Consider the following 24,027-nt stretch of genomic DNA (forward strand, 5'->3'; position numbering starts at 1 on the left):
TCCTACCGATCAATTTCCAACGACGCGCCGACAAAGCGGCTGACGCATGGCATGATCTTTTTGCCGGAGGCCTTGACCTCGTCTTCCAGCCAATGGTCGCGGTGCACAAACGCGCCGTCGTGTCGGATCACGTCGGTTTCGCATTGTCCGCAGGCACCGCCCCGGCACAGGTACGGGGCATCAACGCCTTCGCGCTCCAGCGCTTCGAGCAGGCTTTCGTGTTCGCCAACCGTGATGGTGCGGTCCGATTTGCACAGACGTACCTCGAAAGGCTCACCCGGTTGGGGCGCGGCAAATTCTTCGAAGTGGACGTTGTCATCGGGCCAGCCCGCCTGCTTGGCCGTTTGGCGCACCCAGTCGATCATGCCTTTGGGGCCACAGACGTAAACATGCGTGCCGAGCGGCTGACCGTTGAGCAGGGCCTCCAAGGCGATGGCCTCGCCTTTGTCGTCCTCATAGACGTGCACCTTGTTCGGATTTTTTGTGCTGAGCTCTTCAGCATAAGATCCCAGCGCCGCGCTGCGAACGCCGTAGTGCAGCTCCCAGTTGCCGCCGATCCGGTCGAGCTGTTTGCTCATGGCAACAAACGGTGTGATGCCGATGCCGCCAGCGAGGAACAGGTGCTTGCGCGCCCGCAGGTCCAGATTGAACAGGTTCACCGGGTAGGTGATGTTCATTTGATCGCCGACATTGACGAAGTTGTGCATGAACAAGGAACCGCCCCGCCCTTCGTCGTCCCGGCGCACGGAAATCGCGTAGGTTTCGGTGTCTTCGGGATCGCTCATCAGCGAGTAGGGGTTCAGGCGCGTGCGACCGGCGTCGTTCATCTCGACAACCGTGTGGGCCCCGCCCGAAAATGTCGGAAACGGTCCGCCGTCCTGACGCTTGAATTCAAACCGTGTGACCAGATCGTTCACCGGGACTTTTGCGCTGACCACAACGGAGATTTTCTCGGCACCTGCCTTGGCTTTGGTCGGAGACGCGCTCATGAGTAAAGCTCCACTGGGTCAGGGACATTTCCGGGGTCTTCAGCGTCGATACAAACGCCCTGGTAGGCCGCGAGGCGACGGGAATAATGATCCCGCACAAAGAGATTGAGGCCGCAGTGGCTACAGACAAAGGGATCGGTCATCACGTCTTCGGTGATGCCTTTGCAGTGCACGCATTGCATGCGGCGTGCCACGGATCCGCGGTGCTCGGTCTGGATCGCGGCGGGAGCGATACCGGCCTGCATGGCCTCGCTTTGCGCCTGCCCCATCAGGCCTTCGGTACCGCTCAGATAGACTTGCAGCCCCATGCTCGCATCCGAAAAGACGCGGCGCAGACGCGGCAGCGCCGCTTCATAGCTCGGGCCGGAGTAGAACTGCGCCGGGCGAAGCGCCTTGAGCTGCTCGACATAGGTCTCCCCGGTCGCGCGCGGAATAAAAATGATATGGGCGCTGCTCATCAGCCCCGGATCTTTTTTGGCCAGATCGAGGATCGCTTCGGCGCCCTCTGCGTCGGCAACAAACAGATGCGCATGTCCCAAACGCGGCTCAAGCGTGCCGTAAACAGGCCTGCTCATGATGCTTTCGGGGAATTGGAATTTGGACATTTTGGCGTCTTCTCCCTAATGCCAAAGAGGTGCCCGAAGGGGCACCTCAAGGGTTTGGTACATTAGCCTTTTGCGGTTCGGATCGTTTTGTCCTGATCGTAGAACGGCATTTCTTCGGCTGTGGCCGCAAGCTCGGTGCCGTCCGGCTGCACCACCGTCAACGCGGTGCCCGGAACGGCAACCGCCGGATCCAACCGGGCAATGGCAACCGAATAGCCGTTCAGCTCGGAAGACAGACCGTAGGTAATGACACCCACGTCTTTGCCATCGTGATGCACGCGCGCGTTCATCTCCATCTGATCCATGGCGGACCCGCTGAGTTTCACACCGAAAATCTTGAAGCGTTCCTTGCCTTCCAGAGCATAGTGGTTCTCGGCCCCGATGAAGCCCTCCTTGCCGGGCGATACGGTGAAGTCGAGGCCCAGCTCCCACAGGCTGTCGCCCGCCGGGGTGCCATCCGCAAAGGGGAAGGTTTCCGAGTTGTCGCCCGGATAGAACAGAAGGTAGGATTCGATCCGCAGCATATCCAGCGTGCTGAACTGCGTCGGGCGCACATCGTCACCGCCTTTTTCCAGAATGGTGTCCCAGATCTCGACCGCATCTTTGGCGCGGCAGAAGATCTCGTAGCCGCGCTCGCCGGTATAGCCGGTGCGGGAGATCATCACGTCCTTGCCATAGAGGCGGGTTTGCATCAGGCCGAAATAGGCCAGATCCCGGATGCCCGGAACGTCTTTCGCAAGGATGTCCACGGCCTTGGGGCCTTGCAGGGACATGTCGTGCAGGTCGTCATCGAAAATCACCGAGCAGTTCTTGCCCGCAGCGACGGTTGTCAGCTGCTCCATCCCGGTGCCCGTACCGTGGACAACCAGCCAGGAGTTCACCGCGATGTGGTAGATGATGCAGTCGTCGATGAACAATCCGCGGCTGTCCAGAATGGACGCATATGTGGAACGGCCCGGGGCAATTTTCTCGACGTTCCGGGTTGTGACCCGGTCGATCACATAGGCGGCGTCTTCGCCAACCACGTGCACTTTTTTCAGGCCTGAGACATCCATGAGACCGGACTTGGTGCGGATCGCCTCGTAGTCGGCTTTGGCGCGCTCTGGCGTGTGGTCATAGAACCAGGCCGTTCCCATGCCGTTCCAGTCTTCCAGCTCTCCGCCGATTTCGGCGTGACGCTGCGCGAGCGCGGATGTTCTCCACAATATGGCCATGTCTAAGTACCCTGTCATTCTGGTGTGTCTGGAAGGCATTCAGGCCCAATTGGGTCCAAAAATCAACACTGCAATGCAGATTTTTTTCCTGTCAGGCAAAAATACGGCCCTAAAGCGGAAATGCCGTTCAAAAACTGACTAAAAAAAGGGCGGTCCGCCTGGACCGCCCTTCGGCTTTAGATCAACGATTCGCTTACTTGTATTTGGCGTATTTCGCGGATTCTTTTGCCTGACCGAAGGCCAGCGCGCCAATGCAGATCAAGAGGCCGATGACGGCATAGATGCTTGGTGCCGACGTTCCTGCGCCCATGAAGATCGGGCCTGACACATCGGTCCAGCTTGATGTTTCATATGGAAATCCCATGATGTTTCTCCTTCTTATTCTGCTGGGGGTGCCGAGGCGGGAATGCCTTCGGGGTAGGCTTGGGCCGGAACTTTCACGGCATCCAGACCGGCGATTTCCGCCGCTTCGGGGACGCGCAGCATTCCGACCATCTTGAGCACCAGGGATGAGACGTACCCCGTGATCAGACCGATCGCGATGAACACCACAGCGCCCACAAGCTGGCCCATGAGGGAAACCGTGGGTGCGTCGTCGCCCAGAAGCGCCGGGTAGCCGGAGCCGAAGATGCCAAGCATCAACATGCCGTAGATACCGATGGTGCCGTGAACGGTGACCGCGCCAACAGCATCGTCGATGCCGAAGCCCTCAAGGATTTTCGCACAGGGCTTCAGCAGAACACCCGCGCCAAACGCGATGATGAAGCTCATTGCCGGGTAGTAGATATCCAAGCCGGAAGCCGCGGAGATGATCCCCGCCAGCGCGCCGGACATCATCCAGAACGGGTCTTTGGTGAACACCCAGGACCCGATGATCCCGCCAGCCACAGCCATGAGGATGTTGAAGGTCAGAGCACCCAGGTTGGTCGGTGTCCCGTAGATCGTGCTGTAGTTGCTGCCCCAGGACCACGCTTCGCCGCCAACGACGAGGCAGGCCATCAGGAAGCCCCAGAAGCCGACGATGATCAGCATCAGGCCAGTTGCGGTGAAGGGCATGTTGTGGCCCGGAATGTCATTGGCCGACCCATCCGCATTGAACTTGCCGACGCGCGGACCAAGGTTGATCAGAACGCCCAGCGCAAAGAAGGCTGCAACCGCGTGAACAAGACCAGCGGCACCAAAGTCATGCACACCCCAGTTGTTTACCAACCAGCCGTCCGCGTGCCAGCCCCAGGCCGCCGCAAGCGTCCAGGAAAAACCGCCGAGGATAATGGCGAGAATGACAAAGCCCACGGTCTGGATCCGTTCGATCACAGCACCGGACATGATCGAAGCAGTTGTTGCGGCGAAGAGCGTGAACGCCCCCCAGAACACACCATCGATCTGGTCTTCGGTGTTCGGCCCCATGAAGTTGGAACTTTCACCCCAGGCCAGAGCAATCGAGCCAGCGTAACCCGCGCCGGAAATCTCGTTTGGCCCCGCAGAGAGCGAGAACCCTGTCGGGAACGCCCAATATACCCACCATCCGAAGTAGTAGAACGCCGGGATGACGAAGGCGAAGGCGAGAATGTTCTTCACACCCGATGACAGCGCGTTCTTGGCGCGCGAAGCCCCCATCTCATAGGCGAGAAAGCCTGCATGGATGATCACCATGAGCGGGATCGTTAGATAATAATAGGCCTCGGCGAACATTGTATTTGTCATGTTCCCCTTAGCCTCAATTGCCGCCACCTGAGCGGCAAGTTCAGCGAGTTGTTCTTCCACGATATCCTCCGTGATGTCTGTTGCTTTGCGTCTCATCTGTCCTGTCGTGCACGCAGACGCTGGTCCGGAAGGAAGCACGTTATGCCCGGCCCGGCTAGAATTTTTTGCATGTAAAGAAAAAAAGTTTCCTCGCAGTTGAGCCGCCCAAACTTTGGTGCTAGCGTCCGGAAAGGCGCCATTGGTGCGAAACAAAATGGAGAGATCGCTTATGTGCGGGATCGTCGGATTATTTCTGAAGGACAAAGCGTTGGAGCCACAGCTCGGCGCACTGCTGACGGACATGCTGATCACAATGACTGATCGGGGCCCAGACAGCGCGGGAATTGCAATTTATAACGATGAATCAACATCTTATAGCAAGATCACGGTTCAGTCGGACACCCCGGAAACAAGCTTTGCCGGGCTCGCGGAAACCCTGTCCGAAGCACTGGGTGCAGAGGTGGGAATCACCGTCAAGGACACCCATGCGGTTCTGGTTGGACCAGCTGACAAATTGGCTCAAATGCGGTCTGCAATCGAAGCCATGGAAACGCCCATTCGGGTGATGAGCACAGGCGACAGCCTCGAAATCTACAAAGAAGTGGGTTTGCCTAAAAATGTGGCAGAACGCTTCAATGTAAGTGCCATGAACGGGTCCCACGGCATCGGCCATACCCGCATGGCAACCGAATCAGCCGTCACAACCATGGGCGCCCACCCGTTCAACACTGGTCTGGACCAATGCCTCGTTCACAACGGCTCGCTGTCGAATCACAACTCCCTGCGCCGCAGGCTGCGCCGTCAGGGTGTTCACATCGAAACCCAGAACGACAGTGAAGTTGCCGCCGCCTATCTGACCTGGAAAATGCAGAACGGTGCGACACTTGGCGAAGCGCTGGAAAGCTCGCTGGATGATCTCGACGGGTTCTTCACCTTCGTTGTCGGCACCAAGGATGGCTTTGGCGTCGTGCGCGATCCCATCGCATGCAAGCCCGCGGTTATGGCGGAGACCGACCAGTATGTTGCCTTTGGCAGCGAGTACCGCGCGCTCGTGAATCTCCCCGGCATCGAGGACGCCCGCGTCTGGGAGCCGGAACCCGCAACAGTTTACTTCTGGAACCACTAAAATGCAGACATTCGACTTGGCAGCGGAAGGGCTGCGTGAATTGAACTCGACCCTGCATGCGCAGTCCGAGGAGACGAACCAAACCAAATGGGAAGTCGTCAATCCAAGGGGCAGCCATGCCATTGCCGTTGGGCTTGATGCGCCGATCGAGGTGAACATCAAAGGCTCGACCGGCTACTACTGCGGCGGCATGAACAAACAGGCCACCGTGCATGTGCATGGCTCTGCAGGTCCCGGCGTTGCGGAAAACATGATGAGCGGCACGGTCGTCGTTGAAGGCGACGCCAGCCAATACGCCGGAGCCACCGGCAACGGCGGCCTGCTTGTCGTCAAGGGCAACGCCTCTTCGCGCTGCGGCATCTCCATGAAGGGCATCGACATTGTTGTTCATGGCAACATTGGCCACATGTCCGCCTTCATGGCGCAGTCCGGCAACCTCGTGGTTTGCGGTGATGCCGGGGATGCTCTTGGCGATTCGATCTATGAAGCGCGGCTGTTCGTGCGTGGCTCCGTCAAATCCCTGGGAGCGGATTGCATCGAGAAAGAGATGCGCCCGGAACACATCGAGATCCTGACGGATCTTCTGGCGCGCGCCGGCAGCGATGCCAAACCGGAAGAGTTCAAACGCTACGGCTCGGCGCGTCAGCTCTACAACTTCAAAATCGACAATGCTTATTAAGGGGCGGTGACATGAATAACTCCCAAAATGACGGTCCTCCACAGACCCTGCCCGTTCAGTCGGCGACCTTTTCGCAGAATGTGAACTCCGAAATCCGTCGTGCGGCGGCCACGGGGATCTATGACATCAGAGGCGGCGGCGCGAAGCGCAAGGTGCCGCATTTTGATGATCTGCTGTTCCTGGGCGCCTCGATTTCGCGCTACCCGCTGGAAGGCTATCGCGAGAAATGTGAGACCAAGGTGACGCTCGGCACACGGTTCGCCAAGAAGCCGATCGTGATCGACACGCCGATCACCATTGCAGGCATGTCCTTTGGCGCCCTTTCCGGCCCGGCCAAGGAAGCACTGGGGCGCGGCGCCAGCATGGCAGGCACCTCCACCACCACCGGCGACGGCGGCATGACCCCGGAAGAGCGCGGGCACTCCACCAAACTGGTGTACCAGTATCTGCCGTCTCGCTACGGCATGAACCCCGATGACCTGCGCAAGGCGGACGCAATCGAAGTTGTGGTCGGCCAAGGCGCGAAGCCGGGCGGCGGCGGCATGTTGCTGGGTCAGAAGATCAGCGACCGCGTTGCGGAAATGCGCAACCTGCCCAAAGGCATCGACCAGCGCTCCGCCTGTCGTCACCCGGACTGGACCGGCCCGGATGATCTCGAGATCAAGATTCTTGAACTTCGCGAAATCACCAACTGGGAAAAGCCGATCTACATCAAGGTTGGCGGCGCCCGCCCCTACTTTGACACGACGCTCGCGGTGAAAGCTGGTGCAGACGTTGTTGTTCTGGACGGCATGCAAGGCGGCACCGCGGCCACGCAGGATGTGTTCATCGAGCACGTCGGCCAGCCGATCCTTGCCTGTATCCGTGAAGCGGTTCGCGCGTTGCAGGATCAGGGCATGCACCGCGAAGTGCAGCTGATCGTGTCCGGCGGTGTGCGCACCGGCGCGGACGTTGCCAAATGCATGGCGCTTGGCGCGGATGCGGTTGCCATCGGGACCGCGGCCCTGATTGCTCTGGGCGACAACGATCCCCGCTGGGAAGACGAGTATCAGAAGCTCGGCACCACCAACGGCGCGTATGATGACTGGCATGAAGGCCAGGACCCGGCGGGCATCACCACGCAGGATCCTGATCTGATGGCGCGGTTTGATCCGGTAGACGGCGGCCGCCGCCTGCGCAACTACCTCAACGTCATGACTCTTGAGGCGCAAACCATCGCCCGTGCCTGTGGCAAGAACCATCTGCACAATCTTGAGCCGGAAGACCTCTGTGCCATCACGCTGGAAGCCGCAGCCATGGCCAAAGTGCCGCTTGCGGGCACCGATTGGTACCCCGGCAAACCCGGAACCAGCTACTGAGTAAAAGGGCGCAACTTCCTCTCGTTGCGCCCTAAATACTTATAAAAATTCAAAAAACAGGAAGTTCGAAATGACAACTGATCTGGCTGCCTTTGCCAAGGAAAACGACGTAAAGTACTTCATGATCTCGTTCACTGACCTCTTCGGAGGTCAACGCGCAAAACTGGTTCCCGCCCAGGCGATTGCCGACATGCAAGAAGACGGCGCGGGTTTTGCAGGGTTTGCGACCTGGCTTGACCTCACCCCCGCTCACCCGGACATGCTGGCGGTGCCTGACCCGTCCTCGGTCATCCAACTGCCGTGGCAGCGTGATGTCGCATGGGTTGCGGCAGACTGCGTGATGGAAGGTGAAGACGTGGCGCAGGCCCCGCGCAACGTGCTGCGCCGCCTGATTGCGGAAGCCGCCGAAGAAGGCCTGCACGTCAAGACCGGCATCGAAGCCGAGTTCTTTTTGCTGACACCGCAGGGGGATCAGATCAGCGATCCGTTCGATACGGCGGAAAAGCCCTGCTACGATCAGCAGGCGGTCATGCGCCGCTATGACGTGGTGCGCGAAATCTGTGACTACATGCTCGAACTGGGCTGGGGCCCGTATCAGAACGACCACGAAGACGCCAACGGCCAGTTCGAGATGAACTGGGAGTTTGACGACGTTCTCCAGACCGCCGACAAGCACAGCTTCTTCAAGTTCATGACCAAATCGGTGGCGGAAAAGCACGGCTACCGCGCGACCTTCATGCCAAAGCCGATCGAAGGCCTGACGGGCAATGGCTGCCACGCGCACATCTCGGTCTGGGACGCGCCGGGCGCGGAGTCCAAGACAAATGTCTTTGCCGGAGAAGGCGAAGGGCAAACCGGTGAAGTTGGCCTGTCCGAGCGCGGCAAACACTTCCTTGGCGGGATCATGAAGCACGCCTCTGCATTGGCGGCGATCACCAACCCGACCGTGAACAGCTACAAGCGGATCAACGCGCCGCGCACCACCTCCGGCGCCACCTGGGCTCCGAACACGGTGACATGGACCGGCAACAACCGCACCCACATGGTGCGTGTTCCGGGCCCGGGCCGGTTTGAGCTGCGTCTGCCGGACGGGGCCGCAAACCCCTACCTGCTGCAGGCGGTCATCATTGCGGCGGGCCTGTCCGGCATCCGCTCCAAGGCCGACCCCGGCAAACGCCATGACATCGACATGTATGCCGAAGGCTTCAAGATCAAGGGCGCGCCCAAGCTGCCGCTCAACATGCTGGACGCGCTGCGGGCTTATGACCGCGACAAAGGTCTGAAAGAGGCGATGGGCAAGGAGTTCTCCGACGCCTACCTGAAAATGAAGCTGCAGGAATGGAACTCTTTTGTGTCCCATTTCTCGGCCTGGGAGCGCGAGAACACGCTCGATATCTGAGGCAATCCAGCTGCTTCGACGAAGGCCGCGCCGTTTGTTCGGCGCGGTCTTTTGTTTTGTAACTCGCGGTTGTCTTGATTAAGCTGAAGGCGTTGACAGCCGGAGTTTTTCACATGCTCAACCCAGTTCCCGACGGCCGCTTGTCTGCGTCTCACAATGTCAGTGCGACGGTTCAGAAGGTGGTCGATGTGCTGTTCCAGCGCATCCAGTCGGGCGAATACGGGGTGGATCAACGTCTTCCTTCGGAGCGCATGCTTGCATCGGATCTGAGCGTCGCCCGAAACACGGTGCGGGAAGCTCTGGATGTCTTGGAGAAACAAGGGCTTATTCGCCGCAGTCCGGGATCCGGCAGCTTCGTCAATCCCAAGTCCGACCAGGGGCCGCTCACCCATTCCAAGGTTGGCGCGGAAACGTCTCCGCTGAATTTGCAGGTCACCCGAGGGGTACTGGAACCTGAAATCGTGCGTCTGGCGGTGATGAACATGTCGCCCCGGCAGATCGAAGCGCTGGAAGAAACCCTGACAAAAATCGAAGCTGTGCGGACCGATGCAGAGGCCTTTGTACAGCTGGAAGAAGACTTCTACCGCAAGCTGGCCGAAGGCACAGGAAACCCGTTGCTGGCCAGCTGTTACGACATGGTCATCGACTGTTGCCGCCAGAGCTTTCGCGTGGCGCACCTGCGCCGGCACCTGACACCGGCGCGGATCGAAGATTACCAGCGCCGTTACAACAGCCTGTTCAACGCGGTGGCGTCACGGGACATTGAACGGGCCGTGGAGTTCATCCGCCTGCATTTGATCGAAGAACAACGGCTGCTGCTTCAGGATTTCTGACCGCAGCGTGTCTTGCTCAAACACCGCCAGAAGAACCCGATAGGTCAGGCCCCCAGCGTTCGGGGCATCATGGGCCCGGGATCGGCGGAGCGCTGTTGCCACATCTGACCCAAGGACTGCATTTCCGCCTTGAGTTCGGATTCATGTGCCTCGAGCCAGTCGATCACGGAATCGAACCGCATGATGCGGGCCTTGCCGTCCCGGATCTGGACCACCGGCCAGTCTCCGACCAAAGCGTTGTCGATGCCGAAGAACTCGCGCCCCCACCATTTGGCCGCCCCGAAGGCGTGGGTCGCGCGCCCGCCCACCTTCATGGCCGCCAGAACTGACATCGGGGAGACCGTGCTGGCGCGTTGCACCGCAGCGCGCCACAGATCGAGGATCGCCGCGTATTCCCAACTCACCGCGCTCCACTGGTCCGGGAAGCGCTGGTTGTAGTCGTGATAGAAATGACCCGGTTTTTCAAAGAAGGCCCGATCGGCCAGCGCAGGATCATCAAAGTCGGGGAACTGGAAGGTGAATCCTTCCATGAACTCCGGCGATGTGCGCTCTATCAGACGCTTATAGCCATCCGCGGTACAGGAGAGGATGGACCCTTTGAACCCCGCCCTGTAGGCGGCTTCGGTCAGGGCGTGCACCATGCTCGGGTAGCTCGTGCACCAGCACAGCACGTCCGGCTCCAAGGCCATCATCTCGGCGACGATGGAGTCCGCCCGATTCTCGGCATCGCGCGGCTGGTACGTTACCTCGGTACAGAGCGAGACCCCTTCTGCCTTGAAGGCCGCGCGGTAGGCGGCAAGGCTGGGCAGCCCCATGGCGTCGATCTGCGCGCAGAGCGCCACCTTCCTGGGCTTTACCGTGCGGCAGATGTACTGGACGCCAGTGACCACATAAACAGGGTGCGTTTCGCTGGGCGCGATCAAATACGGCGTGTCCGGGGACAGGTCCGATGGCAACAGCGTTGTTGTCAGCACTTTGCGCGCGTTCAGGTAGGGCTGCACCGCACGCAAAGTCGTTCCGCCCAGTGTCATCAGCAGGCAGACCCGGTCCTGATCCACCAGCTTCTGCGCGCCGCGCGCTGTGCGTTCCGGATCATCCTGCGTGTCATAGCTTATGATTTCGACCCGGTGGCGTTGCGTCCCGACCAGCAAGCCGCCTTCGTCATTCAACCGTTCCGCCCAAAGCGTCGTGCCATAGAGTCCCGGCAAGCCCCAGCTTTCGACCGGACCGCTGAGCGGCGCCAGAAACCCAACCTTTACGGCACGCGCAGCGAGCTGGTCCTGCTTGGGCAGTGTTCCCGTGACGGCCAAAAATTGTGCAAGGCTTGGGTCATTCATGGATCAATCCAGTGCCTCAAGGCTCTGACGACCGCAAATGGAAAAATAAAACTTTTCCCTACAGTGAATCTTATTGACAGGTAGTGAATTCTGGTACCCTAATTGGTCCAAACCAAATGAACCAAAAAGTACCAATTGCAACCACCAGGGAGCTTCCCCATGACCAAACGTGTCGCCATTCTCGGAGCCGGACCGTCCGGCCTCGCACAGCTGCGCGCCTTTCAATCCGCAAAAGCCAAAGGCGAGGACATCCCGGAAATCGTCTGCTTCGAGAAGCAGGAAAACTGGGGTGGCCTGTGGAACTACACCTGGCGCACCGGGCTGGATGACAATGGCGAGCCCTGCCACGGTTCGATGTACCGGTACCTGTGGTCCAACGGCCCGAAAGAGGGTCTGGAGTTTGCCGACTATTCTTTCGAGGAGCATTTCGGCAAGCAGATCGCCTCTTATCCGCCGCGCGCCGTCCTGTTCGACTATATCGAAGGCCGCGTGAAAAAGGCCAATGTGCGCGACTGGATCCGCTTCAACTCGGTGATCCGCTGGGTGAACTACAACGAGGACAAAGGCAACTTTACCGTCACCGTCCACGATCACACCAAGGACACCACCTACAGCGAAGATTTCGACCATGTGATCTGCGCAACCGGTCACTTCTCGACGCCAAACGTGCCTTTCTATGAAGGGTTTGACTCGTTTAACGGCCGCATCCTGCACGCCCATGACTTCCGCGACGCGCGCGAGTTCGCAGGTCAGGACATCCTTGTGGTCGGGGCCTCCTACTCCGCCGAGGACATTGGTTCCCAGTGCTGGAAATACGGCGCAAAATCCATCACCTCTTCCTACCGCTCTGCCCCCATGGGCTTTGACTGGCCGGAGAACTGGGAAGAGAAAGTCGGCGTCGAACGGGTTGAGGGCAACACGGTCTACTTCGTCGATGGCTCGGAGAAGAAGATCGACGCGATCATCCTGTGCACCGGGTACAAGCACTTCTTCAACTTCCTGCCCGACGATCTGCGCCTGAAGACCGCGAACCGTTTGGCGGCGGCGGATCTCTACAAGGGCGTCGTTTATGCGCATAACCCGAAGATGTTCTATCTGGGCATGCAGGACCAATGGTTCACCTTCAACATGTTCGACGCGCAGGCCTGGTGGGTCCGGGACGCGATCATGGGCAAGCTCGAGATCCCGGCGGACAAGGAGACCCTGCTGGCCGACGTCAAGGAGCGCGAGGAACGCGAAGAGGCCAGCGATGACGTGAAATACGCCATCAAGTATCAGGCCGCCTATGTCAAAGAACTGGTCGCGGAAACCGACTATCCGAGCTTTGATATCGACGGTGCCTGCCAGGCCTTCTTTGAATGGAAAGGCCACAAGGCCGAGGACATCATGGCGTTCCGCAACAACAGCTATAAATCGGTCATCACCGGCACCATGGCGCCTGTTCACCACACACCGTGGAAAGACGCGCTGGACGATACCCTCGAAGTGTATCTGCAAAACTGATGTGTGCGTGCCCGCCGGGTTTCACCCCGGCGGGCACGCATAACCTTTGAAACCGCCCAACGGCGGTTTTCGCTTTTCTTCAAGTCATGAGATGAAAACGTCGGTGCGCGCGCGTCAGCCGGATGCCACACGCCAATCCGGCACGTCATTGGCCAGCATGTTGGCCGCCCGCGTCAACGTCGCCCTGAGCTTGTCCACCGCAGCGCCCCGAAGAGCGCAGTCTTCGAGAGCCTTGTCAAAAGTATCCAGCCACATCTCGACATCATTCTGACGAATGGGAACATGCGCGTGGATCTCGCGCAGGTTCATGTGGCCAAAGCGTTCGCGGTAATATTGACGCCCCCCGAGAAACCCGCAGAGGAACTCGAACTGCGCTTGACGCGTGTGGTTCAGCCCGTGCCCCCGAAAGTGCAGGCGGTGCAGTTCATGCACCTCCGGATCACTTTCCATGCGGTCATAAAACCGGTTCACGAGCTGATGCAGCACCTCTTCGCCGCCGAGTTCATCTATGAAGGCGCGCATGCCTCAAGACCTCGGCTTGGTCTTTTGCGGATCGTAATGGGCGAAGGGTACGATTGTGGCCGGCAGGCGTTTCTGATGGCCGTCCAGCTTGCCGACTTCCACTTCCGTGCCCACTCCGTGATGGGCAACATCCACCCGCGCCAGCGCGATATTCTTGCCCAGCAAAGGCGAGCGCATGGACGAGGTGATTTCTCCGATCTGCGCACGGCCAATGCGCACGCAATCGCCATGGGCCACCTCGACGTTGCTGTCGATGTCCAGGCCAACCAGTTTGCGCTGCGGGTTCTCCTTGCGCCGGATCAAGGCATCCCGCCCGATGAAGTCGTCGGGCTTGGACTTTAGCGGAACCGTAAAGCCGATCCCGGCCTCAAACGGATCGGTCTGATCGCTGAAATCATAGTCCGCAAAGATCAGGCCCGCTTCGATGCGCACCATGTCCAGCGCCTCCAGCCCCATGGGTTTGATGCCAAACTCCTGACCGGCCTCCCAGATCGCGTCAAAGATTTCTTTGCAGTCTTTCGGGTGACACATGACTTCATAGCCAAGCTCCCCCGTATACCCGGTGCGCGACACGACAAACGGCGTGCCAAGTTCATTGTTGAGGCGTGCCGGTGTGTGGCGGAACCAGGCCAGCTGGTCAAACTCGGGATTGTGCGGCGCGGTCCAGCAGATTTTCCTCAGCAGATCCCGGCTCTTCGGACCCTGAACAGCGACGTTGTGCAGCTGATCCGTGGAAGAGCGGACCAGAACTTTCAGGCCCAGCTTTTCGGCCTGCTCGCGGATCCATTCCCCGCCATAATCGCTGCCACCGATCCAGCGGAAGTTATCCTTGCCCAGACGGAACACTGTGCCGTCATCAATCATGCCGCCGTGCTCGTAACACATGGCCGTGTAGACAACGCCCCCAACGGCAAGCGTTTTCATGTTGCGGGTGAACACGTATTGGCACAGCGCTTCGGCATCGGGGCCGGTGATCTCGAACTTGCGCAATGCCGACAGGTCCATCACCACCACATCGTTGCGGCAGGCGTGGTATTCTTGGATCGGCCCGGCGTCGCCAAAGCAGTTGGCCAGCCAATAGCCGTTGTATTCCACAAAATTTCGCGTGTGCTCTGCAAAACACGCATGGAAACCGGTTTGCTTGGTCATTTTTGGCTCCGAGTCGGGCGTCGCGCGCATTGCAATGGCGCGGCTGAATTTCTCTTCTCCGCTGTAGGTGCGGACGTGGATGTCTGTGGGGTTCCAGCCGTTGGCAGCGGTGGTATCGTCCGGGCAAGCCGAACTGACACAGACAAGATCAGTCAAGGCGCGCAGCAAAACGTAATCACCCGGACGGGACCAAGGTTCATCCGCATACATCACGCCATGATCATCAATGCCGGTGTTGAAGAAGAAGTTGATCGCCATCCAACCCGGACGGCCGGTGATGTCATACTCGGACAAGGCGCGGTTGAAATTGTCCGAACAGTTGACATGGCCCGGATAGCCGATGTCGTCGTAGTATTTCGCGGTGCACGCCAAGGCGAAAGCGTCATGGCGCCCACAGGTGTCCTGCACCACCTCCACCAGCGGCACCATCTCCTGATCATAGTATTTCGCGTGCAGGCCGGGCATTGGATAGGCGTGGCCCATCAAGGTCCGGGTTGTGGTCACATCGAGCGCATGCTCGATCCCCTTGTCCAGTTTACGGGCCGAGAAACACTCGAAATCCGTACATTGGCGGCCGTCCACGTCGATGATCTGGATATAATCCCCGGCTTTGACGAAATAAGCCTCTGCGGTGGCGGAATGCACCCGCACTTCCTGGACCGGCTCCGCCAGCGGATCAGGCAGTTCGAACTTCGCGACCTGTTTGATCACGGCGCGTTTGACCATCACGGTCAAAGGGGTGGCCGTGTCCTGCAATTCGTAATCCATGGCGCCCGAGGCGTTGGGATGGGGCGCTGCAATGATCACCACGCCGTCGCGGCTTGCGGTGAACGTGGCCTCCGTCCCGGCTGGCGTGGTGCTTTCGAACAGATGGATCGCCGACACCGTCGCCAGATCAATGCCGCGCGCGTCCAACCCCATCCGCATGGACCGCAGGGACGCATCGTTTGACACCATGAGGCGCTGCAGACCTGCCGCAGGACCATGGCCGGTTTCGCCCAGCATGCCCGGATCAGACTTGCCACCATCGGTGGTGCAGACCACTTCACACACCTGCCCGCCTTCGGTGTTTTGAACGCTGAGCGTGTCGCCTGTTTCCAGCCGCAGCAAAATCGCGCCGCAGCCTTCGACAACATAGCGTTCCATGCCCGGCGGCATCGAGAACACACGCGGCTCATGAATGCCGCTTGGCCTTGGCGGTCCTTTCACGACCTTCGGATAGAGATCATCCAACACGCACGCCCTCCTTCATGCCTTTCGTCTGACATGGATTTGCATTAGTGGAATAAATATTTAATAAGAAGAATATCACACCTTATCCACACCGCAAGCATAAGGGCGCGCGTGATGATAAAAATTCATACGCTTTCTCAGAAGCTTAATATATGAGCGCGATCCTTTTTGGTTTGGTCGCGGCGCTGTGCTGGGGACTGCATGATTTCTCGATTCGGTATCTGAGCCGCACGGTGCCCATGCTGGCGGCCCTGTTCGTTGCATTGACGGTTGGAGCGCTGTTGCAAGCCGGCATCCTGATGGGTCGCGACGCTCCAATTCAATTGTCGGAGGAGGCCATCTATGCCTGCGCGGTGGCGGGCGTGGCCTTCCTGACGGCCAATCTGGGGCTGTATTTCTCGCTGAAACGCGGGCCTGTGGGACTGGTTGCGCCTCTGGTCGCCACCTTTCCGGTTCTGACCTTGCTGTTCGCCTTCTTCGGCGGAGCCCGTCTGGAACCCGGCCAGATCCTCGGGATCGCCGTGGTGGTGGTGGGCGTCGGGCTTGTGGTGTCTCTGACCAAGGGGGACACCGAAGAGACCCCGGCCAAACTGCCGACCATCCTGCTGGCCCTGCTGTCGTCCTGCGGCTTTGCGCTGACTTTTCACTTTGGCCAGGTCGCGGCGGTCCTGTCGGACGAGTTGCTCTCATCGCTGATGACCCGGTTCACCACGCTTGCCCTGCTGACCGGGGTCATGGCGGTGATCAAGGCGGAATGGCGGTTCGACCCAAAGGCGCTATGGCTGCTCTGCGCAATGGGTTTTCTGGACAGTATCGCCTTGCTGAGCATCATTTCTGCCGCAGAGCTTCCCAATCCTGCGTTCGCCTCGGTTTCTGCGGCAACATTCGGAATTTTCACGATTTTCCTGGCATGGCTCTTTCTGGGGGAGCGGCTGAACAAACTGCAGATCGCGGGCTGCCTGCTCGCCTTCTCGGGCATTGGCTACCTGTCCCTATGAACAAAAAGAGCCCGGGGAGACCCCGGGCTTCAGTCTGTGCCGCCGAAGGGGAACGACGACGAGGAAACTCAGGCCGTCAAACCTTCCGGTTCTGCCAAGCCATTGGCACGGCAGCAGGCCGTTACGGTGTTGGCCAGGAGGCAGGCGATGGTCATGGGACCAACCCCGCCGGGCACCGGTGTAATGGCCCCTGCCCTCTCGGACGCGCTTGCGAAGTCGACGTCGCCGACCAGCTTGTTTTTGCCGTCGCGCTCGATGCGGTTGATACCCACGTCGATCACCGTCGCGCCTTCCTTGATCCAATCTCCCAGCACCATTTCCGGGCGGCCCACGGCGGCCACGACAATGTCAGCGCGGCGCACGACCTCGGGCAGGTCCTTGGTGCGGGAATGGGCGATGGTCACGGTGCAGCTATCCCCCAGCAGAAGCTGGGCCATGGGTTTGCCGACGATGTTGGACCGGCCGATCACAACCGCATCCATCCCCGACAAGGACCCATGGTGGTCACGCAGCATCATGAGACACCCCAGCGGGGTACAGGGCACCATGGATTTCTGACCGGTGCCCAAGAGGCCCACGTTGGAGATGTGAAACCCGTCCACATCCTTGGCCGGATCAATGGAGTTGATGATGAGGTCTTCGTTCAGATGGTCCGGCAGCGGCAGTTGCACGAGAATACCATGCACGTCCGGGTCATTGTTCAACTTGTTTACGACCGCCAGCAGATCCTCTTCGGACGTATCGGCGTCCAGCTTGTGCTCGTAGCTGTTCATGCCGACTTCGACCGTTTGCTTGCCTTTGGAGCGGACATAAACCTGGCTTGCCGGGTCTTCACCGACCAGCACAACCGCAAGCCCCGGCGTCACGTTGTTCTCTTCCTTCAGCCGCGCGACATGGCCTGCGACTTTTTCACGGACGGTTGCGGCAAAGGCTTTGCCGTCGATAATCTGAGCGGTCATCACGTCAGTCCTTATCTTCGAGTATTCACTGTTTGAGGCTGAATTGCGCGGCCCCTGAAGCAAGGACCGCGCATCACTTTCAAAGACTTAGAACAGACCTTCGATCTGACCGTCATCGTTCAGGCAGATCGATTCCGAGGCCGGTTTGCGCGGCAGACCCGGCATGGTCATGATCTCGCCGCAGACAACAACGATGAAGCCCGCACCTGCCGAAAGGCGCACCTCGCGCACCGGCACGGAGTGACCTGTCGGCGCGCCGCGCAGGTTCGGATCGGTGGAGAAGCTGTACTGGGTCTTCGCCATGCAGACCGGCAGGTTGCCGTAACCGGCCTCTTCCCACTCGCGCAGCTGGTTGCGGATTTTCTTGTCTGCCAGAACCTCGTCCGCGCGGTAGATGCGCTTTGCGATGGTCTCGATCTTTTCGAAAAGCGGCATCTCGTCCGGGTAGATCGGCGCAAAGGCCCCGACGCCGGAATCTGCCAGTTCCACAACTTTCTCAGCCAGCGGGGCGGAGCCTTCGGACCCCAGTTCCCAGTGACGGGACAGGATTGCTTCACAGCCGTGGCCAGCCACGTAATCCTTGACCGCCTGCACCTCCTCGTCCGTGTCGGTGACGAAGTGGTTGATCGCAACCACAACAGGCACGCCGAAGGACTTCACGTTCTCGATGTGACGTCCGAGGTTTGCACAGCCGTTCTCAACCGCTTCAACATTCGGCGTCCCAAGGTCCGCTTTTGCAACGCCGCCGTTCATCTTCATGGCGCGCACCGTTGCCACAACCACCACAACGTCGGGTGCGAGGCCGGCCTTGCGGCATTTGATGTTCATGAACTTCTCGGCGCCAAGGTCCGCACCAAAGCCGGCTTCGGTGACAACGTAATCCGCCACCTTCAACGCGGTTTTGGTTGCGATGACGGAGTTACAGCCATGCGCGATGTTGGCGAACGGGCCGCCGTGAACAAACGCCGGGTTGTTTTCCAGTGTTTGCACAAGGTTCGGCTGCATCGCGTCTTTCAGCAGAACGGTCATTGCGCCCTCTGCCTTGATGTCACGGCAGTACACCGGGGATTTATCACGGCGGTAGGCCACGATGATATCGCCCAGACGCTTTTCCAGATCCTTCAGGTCATTCGCCAGGCACAGGATCGCCATGACCTCGGAGGCCACGGTGATGTCAAAGCCGGTTTCACGCGGGAAGCCGTTTGCCACGCCGCCCAAAGACGCCGTGATCTGACGCAGAGCGCGGTCGTTCATGTCAACGACCCGCCGCCAGGCGACACGGCGGATATCGATGTTCTGCTCGTTGCCCCAGTAGATGTGGTTGTCGATCATCGCAGAGAGCAAGGAGTGCGCGGAGGTGATCGCGTGGAAGTCGCCCGTGAAGTGCAGGTTCATTTCTTCCATGGGCACAACCTGCGCCATCCCGCCGCCAGCGGCCCCACCCTTCATGCCGAAGTTCGGGCCGAGGGAGGCTTCGCGGATGCAGATCGTCGCGTTTTTACCAATGCGGTTCAGACCATCGCCCAGACCGACGGTGGTTGTGGTCTTGCCTTCACCCGCCGGGGTTGGGTTGATCGCTGTGACGAGGATCAGCTTGCCGTCTTCCTTGTCCTTGACGGAGTTGATGAACTCCTGGCTGATCTTCGCCTTGTCATGGCCATAGGGCAGCAGGTCGTCATTGGACATGCCAATCTTCGCACCAATCTCCTGGATCGGCTTCTTGTTCGCTTCGCGTGCAATTTCGATGTCGGTTTTAAACGCCATTTCTGGTGGTCCTTGTTGGTATGGATAGAAGGTTATTCAGCCGCTATATCTTGTTGAATTTTTTCGACTTTAACGGCAGAGAACTTGAATTCCGGGATCTTCCCGTAAGGATCAATTGCCGGGTTGGTGAGGATATTTGCCGCCGCCTCGACATAGGCGAAGGGAACAAAGACCATGTCCTCGGCAATGGCGCGATCAGCGCGGGCCATGATGTCGATGCTGCCGCGCCGCGTGGTCAGACGCAGCATCTCGCCCGGCTCAATGCCCAGACGACGCAGGGTTTTGGGGTTCAGCGAACAGTTTGCCTCAGGCTCCACATGGTCCAGCACCAGCGAGCGGCGGGTCATTGACCCGGTGTGCCAATGCTCAAGCTGCCGCCCCGTTGTCATGATCATCGGATAGTCCGCGTCCGGGGCCTCGTCCGGGGCAATCACGCTGGCCGGTGTGAATCGGGCCCGGCCGTCCTCACGCGGGAAGCCATCGCCGAACACAATCGCCTGTCCCGGATCGGTTTCGTGCAAAGACGGATAGGTGATGGTTTCCGTTTCCAGACGCTCCCAGGTGATATTGTCGAGCGACTTCATGTTCAGCTTCATCTCGGCAAAGACCTCGGACACGTCCTTGTAATCCCACGGCAAGCCGATGCGCTGACCCAACTCCACGGTGATTTTCCAGTCTTCCCGCGCCGCGCCCGGAGGCGCCACAGCCGGACGAACCCGCTGCACCTGACGGTTCGTGTTGGAGACGGTTCCGTTCTTTTCGTAAAGCGCAGACGCGGGCAGGATGATGTCGGCGTAATTCGCGGTTTCCGTAAGGAAAATGTCCTGCACGATCAGCAGGTCGAGTTTGGCGAAAGCGTCCCGCGCATGTTCGACATCGGGATCCGACATGGCCGGGTTTTCACCCTGAATGTACATGCCCTTGATGTTGCCCGCATAAACCTCGTCGACGATCTCTGTGACCGTCAGGCCTTTTTCGTCGGAAAAATCATCGCCACCCCAAACATCGGTGAAGGACTTGCGCACCTCATCCGACGTAACCGTCTGGTAATCCGGCAGGAACATCGGGATCAAACCGGCGTCAGAGGCCCCCTGAACGTTGTTCTGCCCTCGGAGCGGGTGCAGGCCCGCCCCCGGTTTGCCAACGTTTCCTGTCATCAGGGCAAGGCTGATCAGGCAGCGGGAGTTGTCTGTTCCGTGGATATGCTGCGAAACCCCCATGCCCCAGAAGATCAGACCGGCCTTGGCCTGCGCAAAGGTCCGCGCGACGCGGCGGATCTGGTCCGGGCTGATGCCGGAAATCTCCTTCATCGCTTCCGGCGAGAAGTCTTTCAGGTGCTCTTTCTCCGCCGCCCAGTTTTCCGTCCAGCGGTGGATATACTGGCTGTCGTACAGCTCTTCCTCGACAATCACATTCATGATCGAGTTCAGCATCGCAACATCCGCGCCGGGTCGGAATTGCAGCATCTCATCGGCAAAACGGCGCAGGCCAACGCCGCGCGGGTCCATCACGATCAGCTTGCCACCGCGCTTGGTGAACTGTTTGAAATAGGTCGCCGCCACCGGGTGATTTTCGATCGGGTTTGCCCCGATCACAATCGCCACATCGGCATTTTCGATCTCGTTGAAGGTCGCCGTGACGGCCCCGGACCCCACGTTTTCAATCAGGGCCGAAACAGACGATGCGTGGCACAGCCGCGTGCAGTGATCGACGTTATTGTGCCGGAACCCCTGCCGGATGAACTTCTGGAAAAGGTAGGCCTCTTCGTTGGTGCATTTGGCAGAGCCGAAACCGGCAACAGTCTTCGGGTTCTCATCGCGCAGACGGATCAAGCCCTGCGCCGCCAGATCCATCGCCTCTTCCCAGCTGGCTTCGCGGAAGTGGGTGCCCAGATTGCCCGGATCCACGTTAAGCCCCTTGGCCGGGGCATCGTCGCGGCGGATCAACGGTTTGGTTAGCCGATGCGGGTGGTGAATGTAGTCAAACCCAAAGCGTCCTTTGACGCAGAGGCGCCCTTCGTTCGCCGGACCGTTGATGCCTTCAACGTATTTGACCTTGCCGTCTTTGACTTTCAGGCTGACCTTGCAGCCCACACCGCAGAACGGGCAGACGCTTTCGGTCTCGGAATCGTAGTCCTTGCTGTCCCCCACCTGCGCGTCATTCATCACGGTTGACGGCATCAGGGCCCCTGTTGGGCAGGCCTGCACACATTCGCCGCACGCCACGCAGGTCGATGCGCCCATGGGGTCGGAAATATCAAAGGTCGGATAGGCGTCATGGCCGCGGCCCGCCATGCCGATCACATCATTGACCTGCACTTCGCGGCAGGCGCGCACGCACAGACCACAGGAAATGCAGGCATCCAGGTTGACCTTCATCGCCACATGGCTGTCGTCCAGAAGCGGGATGCGGCCTTCTTCGAGCTTGGGAAAGCGGCTTTCGGAAACCCCGGCCAGATCCGCCATGTCCCAAAGATGGCTGGACTTGTCACGGCTTTCTTCGCGGGGCGGCTGATCCGCGACCAGCATTTCGACGACCATTTTCCGCGCATTCTCCGCGCGGGCCGAACTGGTGTGCACCACCATGCCTTCACTGGGTTCGCGAATGCAGGACGCGGCCAGCGTGCGCTCGCCTTCGATCTCGACCATACAGGCGCGGCAGTTGCCGTCCGGGCGATAGCCGGGCGCTGGTTTGTGACACAGGTGTGGGATCACCAAACCCCGGCCATTGGCGACTTCCCAGATCGTCTCACCCGCAGCGGCTTCGACGTCCTGCCCATCCATTGTGAATTTGATACGCTCGGACATTAGTTAATCTCCTCGGCAAAATGCTTGATGGTCAGTCGGATCGGGTTCGGCGCGGCCTGTCCGAGACCGCAGATCGAGGCATCCACCATGGTTTGGCTGAGGTCTTCCAGAAGGCCTGTGTCCCACGTGTCCTGGCTCATCAGTTTCACGGCTTTCTCACAGCCCACGCGGCAGGGCGAACACTGGCCGCAGCTCTCATCCTCGAAGAAACGCAGCATGTTCAGCGCCGCTTGCCTGGCGCTGTCCTGGTCAGACAAAACCACCACCGCCGCAGAGCCGATAAACGTGCCATGCGGTTGCAGCGTGTCAAAATCCAGCGAGATGTCATTCATGGAAGCAGGCAACAGACCGGACGAAGGGCCTCCGGGCTGATAGGCCTTGAAGCTGTGACCATCGAGCATGCCACCTGCTGCGTCGATGATGTCGGTGATCGTAGACCCTGCGGGCAACAGGTAGACGCCGGGGGCCTTCACCCGGCCGGACACCGAGTAGGACCGCAGTCCGATGCGGCCGTTTTTCTCAACCGCGTTAAGGCACTCCGGCCCCTCGCGGGAGATCTTGCAGACCCAATAGAGCGTCTCGACGTTGTGCACCAAGGTCGGTCGACCGAAGATGCCGACCTGCGCCACAAACGGCGGACGGTGGCGTGGCTCGCCGCGTTTGCCTTCGATGCTCTCGATCATCGCGCTTTCTTCGCCGCAGATGTAGGCCCCCGCCCCGCGACGCAGGTCGATATAGCCTGCCTCGACAAGACCCGCGTCTTCCAGAGCGGCGATTTCGCGCCGGAGAATGTCCAGCACGGCGGGGTATTCGTCGCGCATGTAGATAAAGGCTTTTTCAGCCTCCACGGCCCAGGCCGCGATCAACATGCCTTCCAGAAAGACATGGGGCGTGCGTTCCAGATAGTAGCGGTCCTTGAAAGTTCCCGGTTCCCCTTCATCGCCGTTCACCGCCAGATAGCGCGGACCTTCGTTGGCGCGGACAAAACCCCATTTGGTGCCCGACGGAAATCCCGCGCCGCCAAGACCGCGCAGCCCCGCCTCTTTCACCTTGGCCTGCACCGCTTCCCAATCACCCCGGGCGCGCAGTTCTTTCAGAACCTCATAGCCGCCCTTGGCGGTGTAATCGGCGTATGTTTCATAGTCAGGCACATGCGCATGGGTGTCGTCTGCGGCAATCGCGCCCTGCACTTTTTCCAAGGTCGCATGGTCGATGTGATTGTGCCCCAGTTCCAGCACAGGAGCCGTATCGCAACGCCCCATGCACGGCGCGCGGACAACACGAACCGCAGACGGGTCCAACCCGTCTTCCAGGGCCTTCTGCAACTGCTGCGATCCAGCCAGTTCGCAGGACAGGCTATCACACACCCGGATGGTCAGCGCCGGGGGCGGGATTTCCCCTTCGCGCACCACGTCAAAATGCGCATAAAACGAAGCAACTTCATAGACTTCCGCCTGACCCGTGCGCATTTCTTCGGCCAAGGCCCGGATATGGGCGGCAGAGAGGTGGCCATAGGTATCCTGAATCTTGTGCAGGTATTCGATCAGCATGTCGCGCGGATGCGGACCCTCGCCAATCAAGGCGCGGACCTGATCAAGCGCGGTATCATCCAGCTGGCGCCCTTTGGGCGTGTGCCGCCCTTTGCCCTTTCCGGACTTCCACACACCTTCGCGAACAGGTTGAGTCATTCGTTTCCCCTATGGCTGACTTTCCTTTTGTTCAACTTTTTTTCCCATCAGTCAACCCGACCGCCCGCGGAAATTTTCATCAAACGGCCCGTTCCATTCGCCCGCTGTTCAGAACGTTGCG

The 24,027-nt window shown here is 59.5% G+C and carries 19 protein-coding genes; 7 read left to right on the forward strand and 12 right to left on the reverse strand.

All coding sequences use genetic code 11. The features are described from left to right. Window positions 1-2: 2 nt before the first annotated feature. The 5 genes from E4662_RS07440 to E4662_RS07455 form a co-directional block, all read right to left on the reverse strand. Window positions 3-989, reverse strand: a complete 987-nt coding sequence (locus E4662_RS07440; RefSeq protein ID WP_136440903.1) for a PDR/VanB family oxidoreductase — start codon at window positions 987-989, stop codon at window positions 3-5. Beyond that, the gene (dmmA, locus tag E4662_RS07445; protein ID WP_136440904.1) at window positions 986-1,594 is read right to left on the reverse strand and encodes a dimethylamine monooxygenase subunit DmmA; all 609 of its coding nucleotides are present in this window, start codon (window positions 1,592-1,594) and stop codon (window positions 986-988) included. Before dmmA ends, E4662_RS07440 begins: the two co-directional genes overlap by 4 nt. 62 nt (window positions 1,595-1,656) lie before the next feature. After that, entirely contained in the window at window positions 1,657-2,808 is a 1,152-nt protein-coding gene (locus E4662_RS07450) for an aminomethyl transferase family protein (protein ID WP_136440905.1), read from the reverse strand. 193 nt (window positions 2,809-3,001) lie between these two features. After that, a complete protein-coding gene (locus E4662_RS24025) occupies window positions 3,002-3,172 on the reverse strand; it encodes a hypothetical protein (RefSeq protein ID WP_168797921.1) in 171 nt (56 codons plus the stop codon). A gap of 14 nt (window positions 3,173-3,186) precedes the next feature. Continuing rightward, window positions 3,187-4,572, reverse strand: a complete 1,386-nt coding sequence (locus E4662_RS07455) for an ammonium transporter (protein ID WP_136441046.1) — start codon at window positions 4,570-4,572, stop codon at window positions 3,187-3,189. 208 nt (window positions 4,573-4,780) lie between these two features. Between E4662_RS07455 and E4662_RS07460 the strand changes: the two genes are divergently transcribed. From E4662_RS07460 to E4662_RS07480, 5 genes are all read left to right on the forward strand, one after another. After that, complete coding sequence (locus E4662_RS07460) at window positions 4,781-5,677, forward strand: class II glutamine amidotransferase (protein ID WP_136441047.1); 897 nt, start codon at window positions 4,781-4,783, stop codon at window positions 5,675-5,677. Between the two features lies 1 nt (window position 5,678). Continuing rightward, window positions 5,679-6,356, forward strand: coding sequence for a GltB/FmdC/FwdC-like GXGXG domain-containing protein (locus tag E4662_RS07465; RefSeq protein ID WP_136440906.1), 678 nt, complete (start codon window positions 5,679-5,681; stop codon window positions 6,354-6,356). Window positions 6,357-6,367: 11 nt separating this feature from the next. Beyond that, window positions 6,368-7,714 (forward strand): FMN-binding glutamate synthase family protein, encoded by a 1,347-nt coding sequence (locus E4662_RS07470; protein ID WP_136440907.1) that lies wholly within the window; start codon window positions 6,368-6,370, stop codon window positions 7,712-7,714. A 70-nt stretch (window positions 7,715-7,784) separates the two neighbouring features. After that, window positions 7,785-9,113, forward strand: coding sequence for a type III glutamate--ammonia ligase (glnT, locus tag E4662_RS07475; RefSeq protein ID WP_136440908.1), 1,329 nt, complete (start codon window positions 7,785-7,787; stop codon window positions 9,111-9,113). Between the two features lie 113 nt (window positions 9,114-9,226). After that, on the forward strand, window positions 9,227-9,946 hold the full coding sequence (locus E4662_RS07480) for a FadR/GntR family transcriptional regulator (protein ID WP_136440909.1): 720 nt from the start codon (window positions 9,227-9,229) through the stop codon (window positions 9,944-9,946). A gap of 44 nt (window positions 9,947-9,990) precedes the next feature. Here the strand turns inward: E4662_RS07480 and E4662_RS07485 are convergent, their stop codons facing one another. Then, window positions 9,991-11,283 carry an ABC transporter substrate-binding protein gene (locus tag E4662_RS07485; protein WP_136440910.1) on the reverse strand — a complete coding sequence of 431 codons (1,293 nt, stop codon included), beginning with the start codon at window positions 11,281-11,283 and terminating at the stop codon, window positions 9,991-9,993. 159 nt (window positions 11,284-11,442) lie between these two features. Here E4662_RS07485 and E4662_RS07490 point away from each other — a divergent pair, with 159 nt between their 5' ends. Continuing rightward, window positions 11,443-12,786 carry an NAD(P)-binding domain-containing protein gene (locus E4662_RS07490; RefSeq protein ID WP_136440911.1) on the forward strand — a complete coding sequence of 448 codons (1,344 nt, stop codon included), beginning with the start codon at window positions 11,443-11,445 and terminating at the stop codon, window positions 12,784-12,786. Between the two features lie 114 nt (window positions 12,787-12,900). Here E4662_RS07490 and E4662_RS07495 read toward each other — a convergent pair whose 3' ends face one another. Continuing rightward, window positions 12,901-13,308, reverse strand: a complete 408-nt coding sequence (locus tag E4662_RS07495) for a group II truncated hemoglobin (RefSeq protein WP_136440912.1) — start codon at window positions 13,306-13,308, stop codon at window positions 12,901-12,903. A 3-nt stretch (window positions 13,309-13,311) separates the two neighbouring features. Then, window positions 13,312-15,693, reverse strand: a complete 2,382-nt coding sequence (locus E4662_RS07500) for a trimethylamine N-oxide demethylase (protein ID WP_136440913.1) — start codon at window positions 15,691-15,693, stop codon at window positions 13,312-13,314. A 149-nt stretch (window positions 15,694-15,842) separates the two neighbouring features. On the opposite strand from E4662_RS07500, the gene E4662_RS07505 reads away from it, so the two are divergent. Beyond that, window positions 15,843-16,688 (forward strand): DMT family transporter, encoded by an 846-nt coding sequence (locus tag E4662_RS07505; protein ID WP_136440914.1) that lies wholly within the window; start codon window positions 15,843-15,845, stop codon window positions 16,686-16,688. A 68-nt stretch (window positions 16,689-16,756) separates the two neighbouring features. Here the strand turns inward: E4662_RS07505 and folD are convergent, their stop codons facing one another. From folD to E4662_RS07525, 4 genes are all read right to left on the reverse strand, one after another. After that, the gene (gene folD / locus E4662_RS07510; RefSeq protein ID WP_136440915.1) at window positions 16,757-17,647 is read right to left on the reverse strand and encodes a bifunctional methylenetetrahydrofolate dehydrogenase/methenyltetrahydrofolate cyclohydrolase FolD; all 891 of its coding nucleotides are present in this window, start codon (window positions 17,645-17,647) and stop codon (window positions 16,757-16,759) included. Between the two features lie 87 nt (window positions 17,648-17,734). Then, entirely contained in the window at window positions 17,735-19,411 is a 1,677-nt protein-coding gene (locus E4662_RS07515; protein ID WP_136440916.1) for a formate--tetrahydrofolate ligase, read from the reverse strand. A 32-nt stretch (window positions 19,412-19,443) separates the two neighbouring features. Continuing rightward, complete coding sequence (gene fdhF / locus E4662_RS07520) at window positions 19,444-22,218, reverse strand: formate dehydrogenase subunit alpha (RefSeq protein ID WP_136440917.1); 2,775 nt, start codon at window positions 22,216-22,218, stop codon at window positions 19,444-19,446. Then, window positions 22,218-23,906, reverse strand: a complete 1,689-nt coding sequence (locus tag E4662_RS07525) for an NAD(P)H-dependent oxidoreductase subunit E (RefSeq protein ID WP_136440918.1) — start codon at window positions 23,904-23,906, stop codon at window positions 22,218-22,220. Before E4662_RS07525 ends, fdhF begins: the two co-directional genes overlap by 1 nt. Between the last annotated feature and the right edge of the window lie 121 nt (window positions 23,907-24,027).

The organism is Pacificoceanicola onchidii (genome assembly GCF_004804335.1).
GTDB lineage: Bacteria > Pseudomonadota > Alphaproteobacteria > Rhodobacterales > Rhodobacteraceae > Pacificoceanicola > Pacificoceanicola onchidii.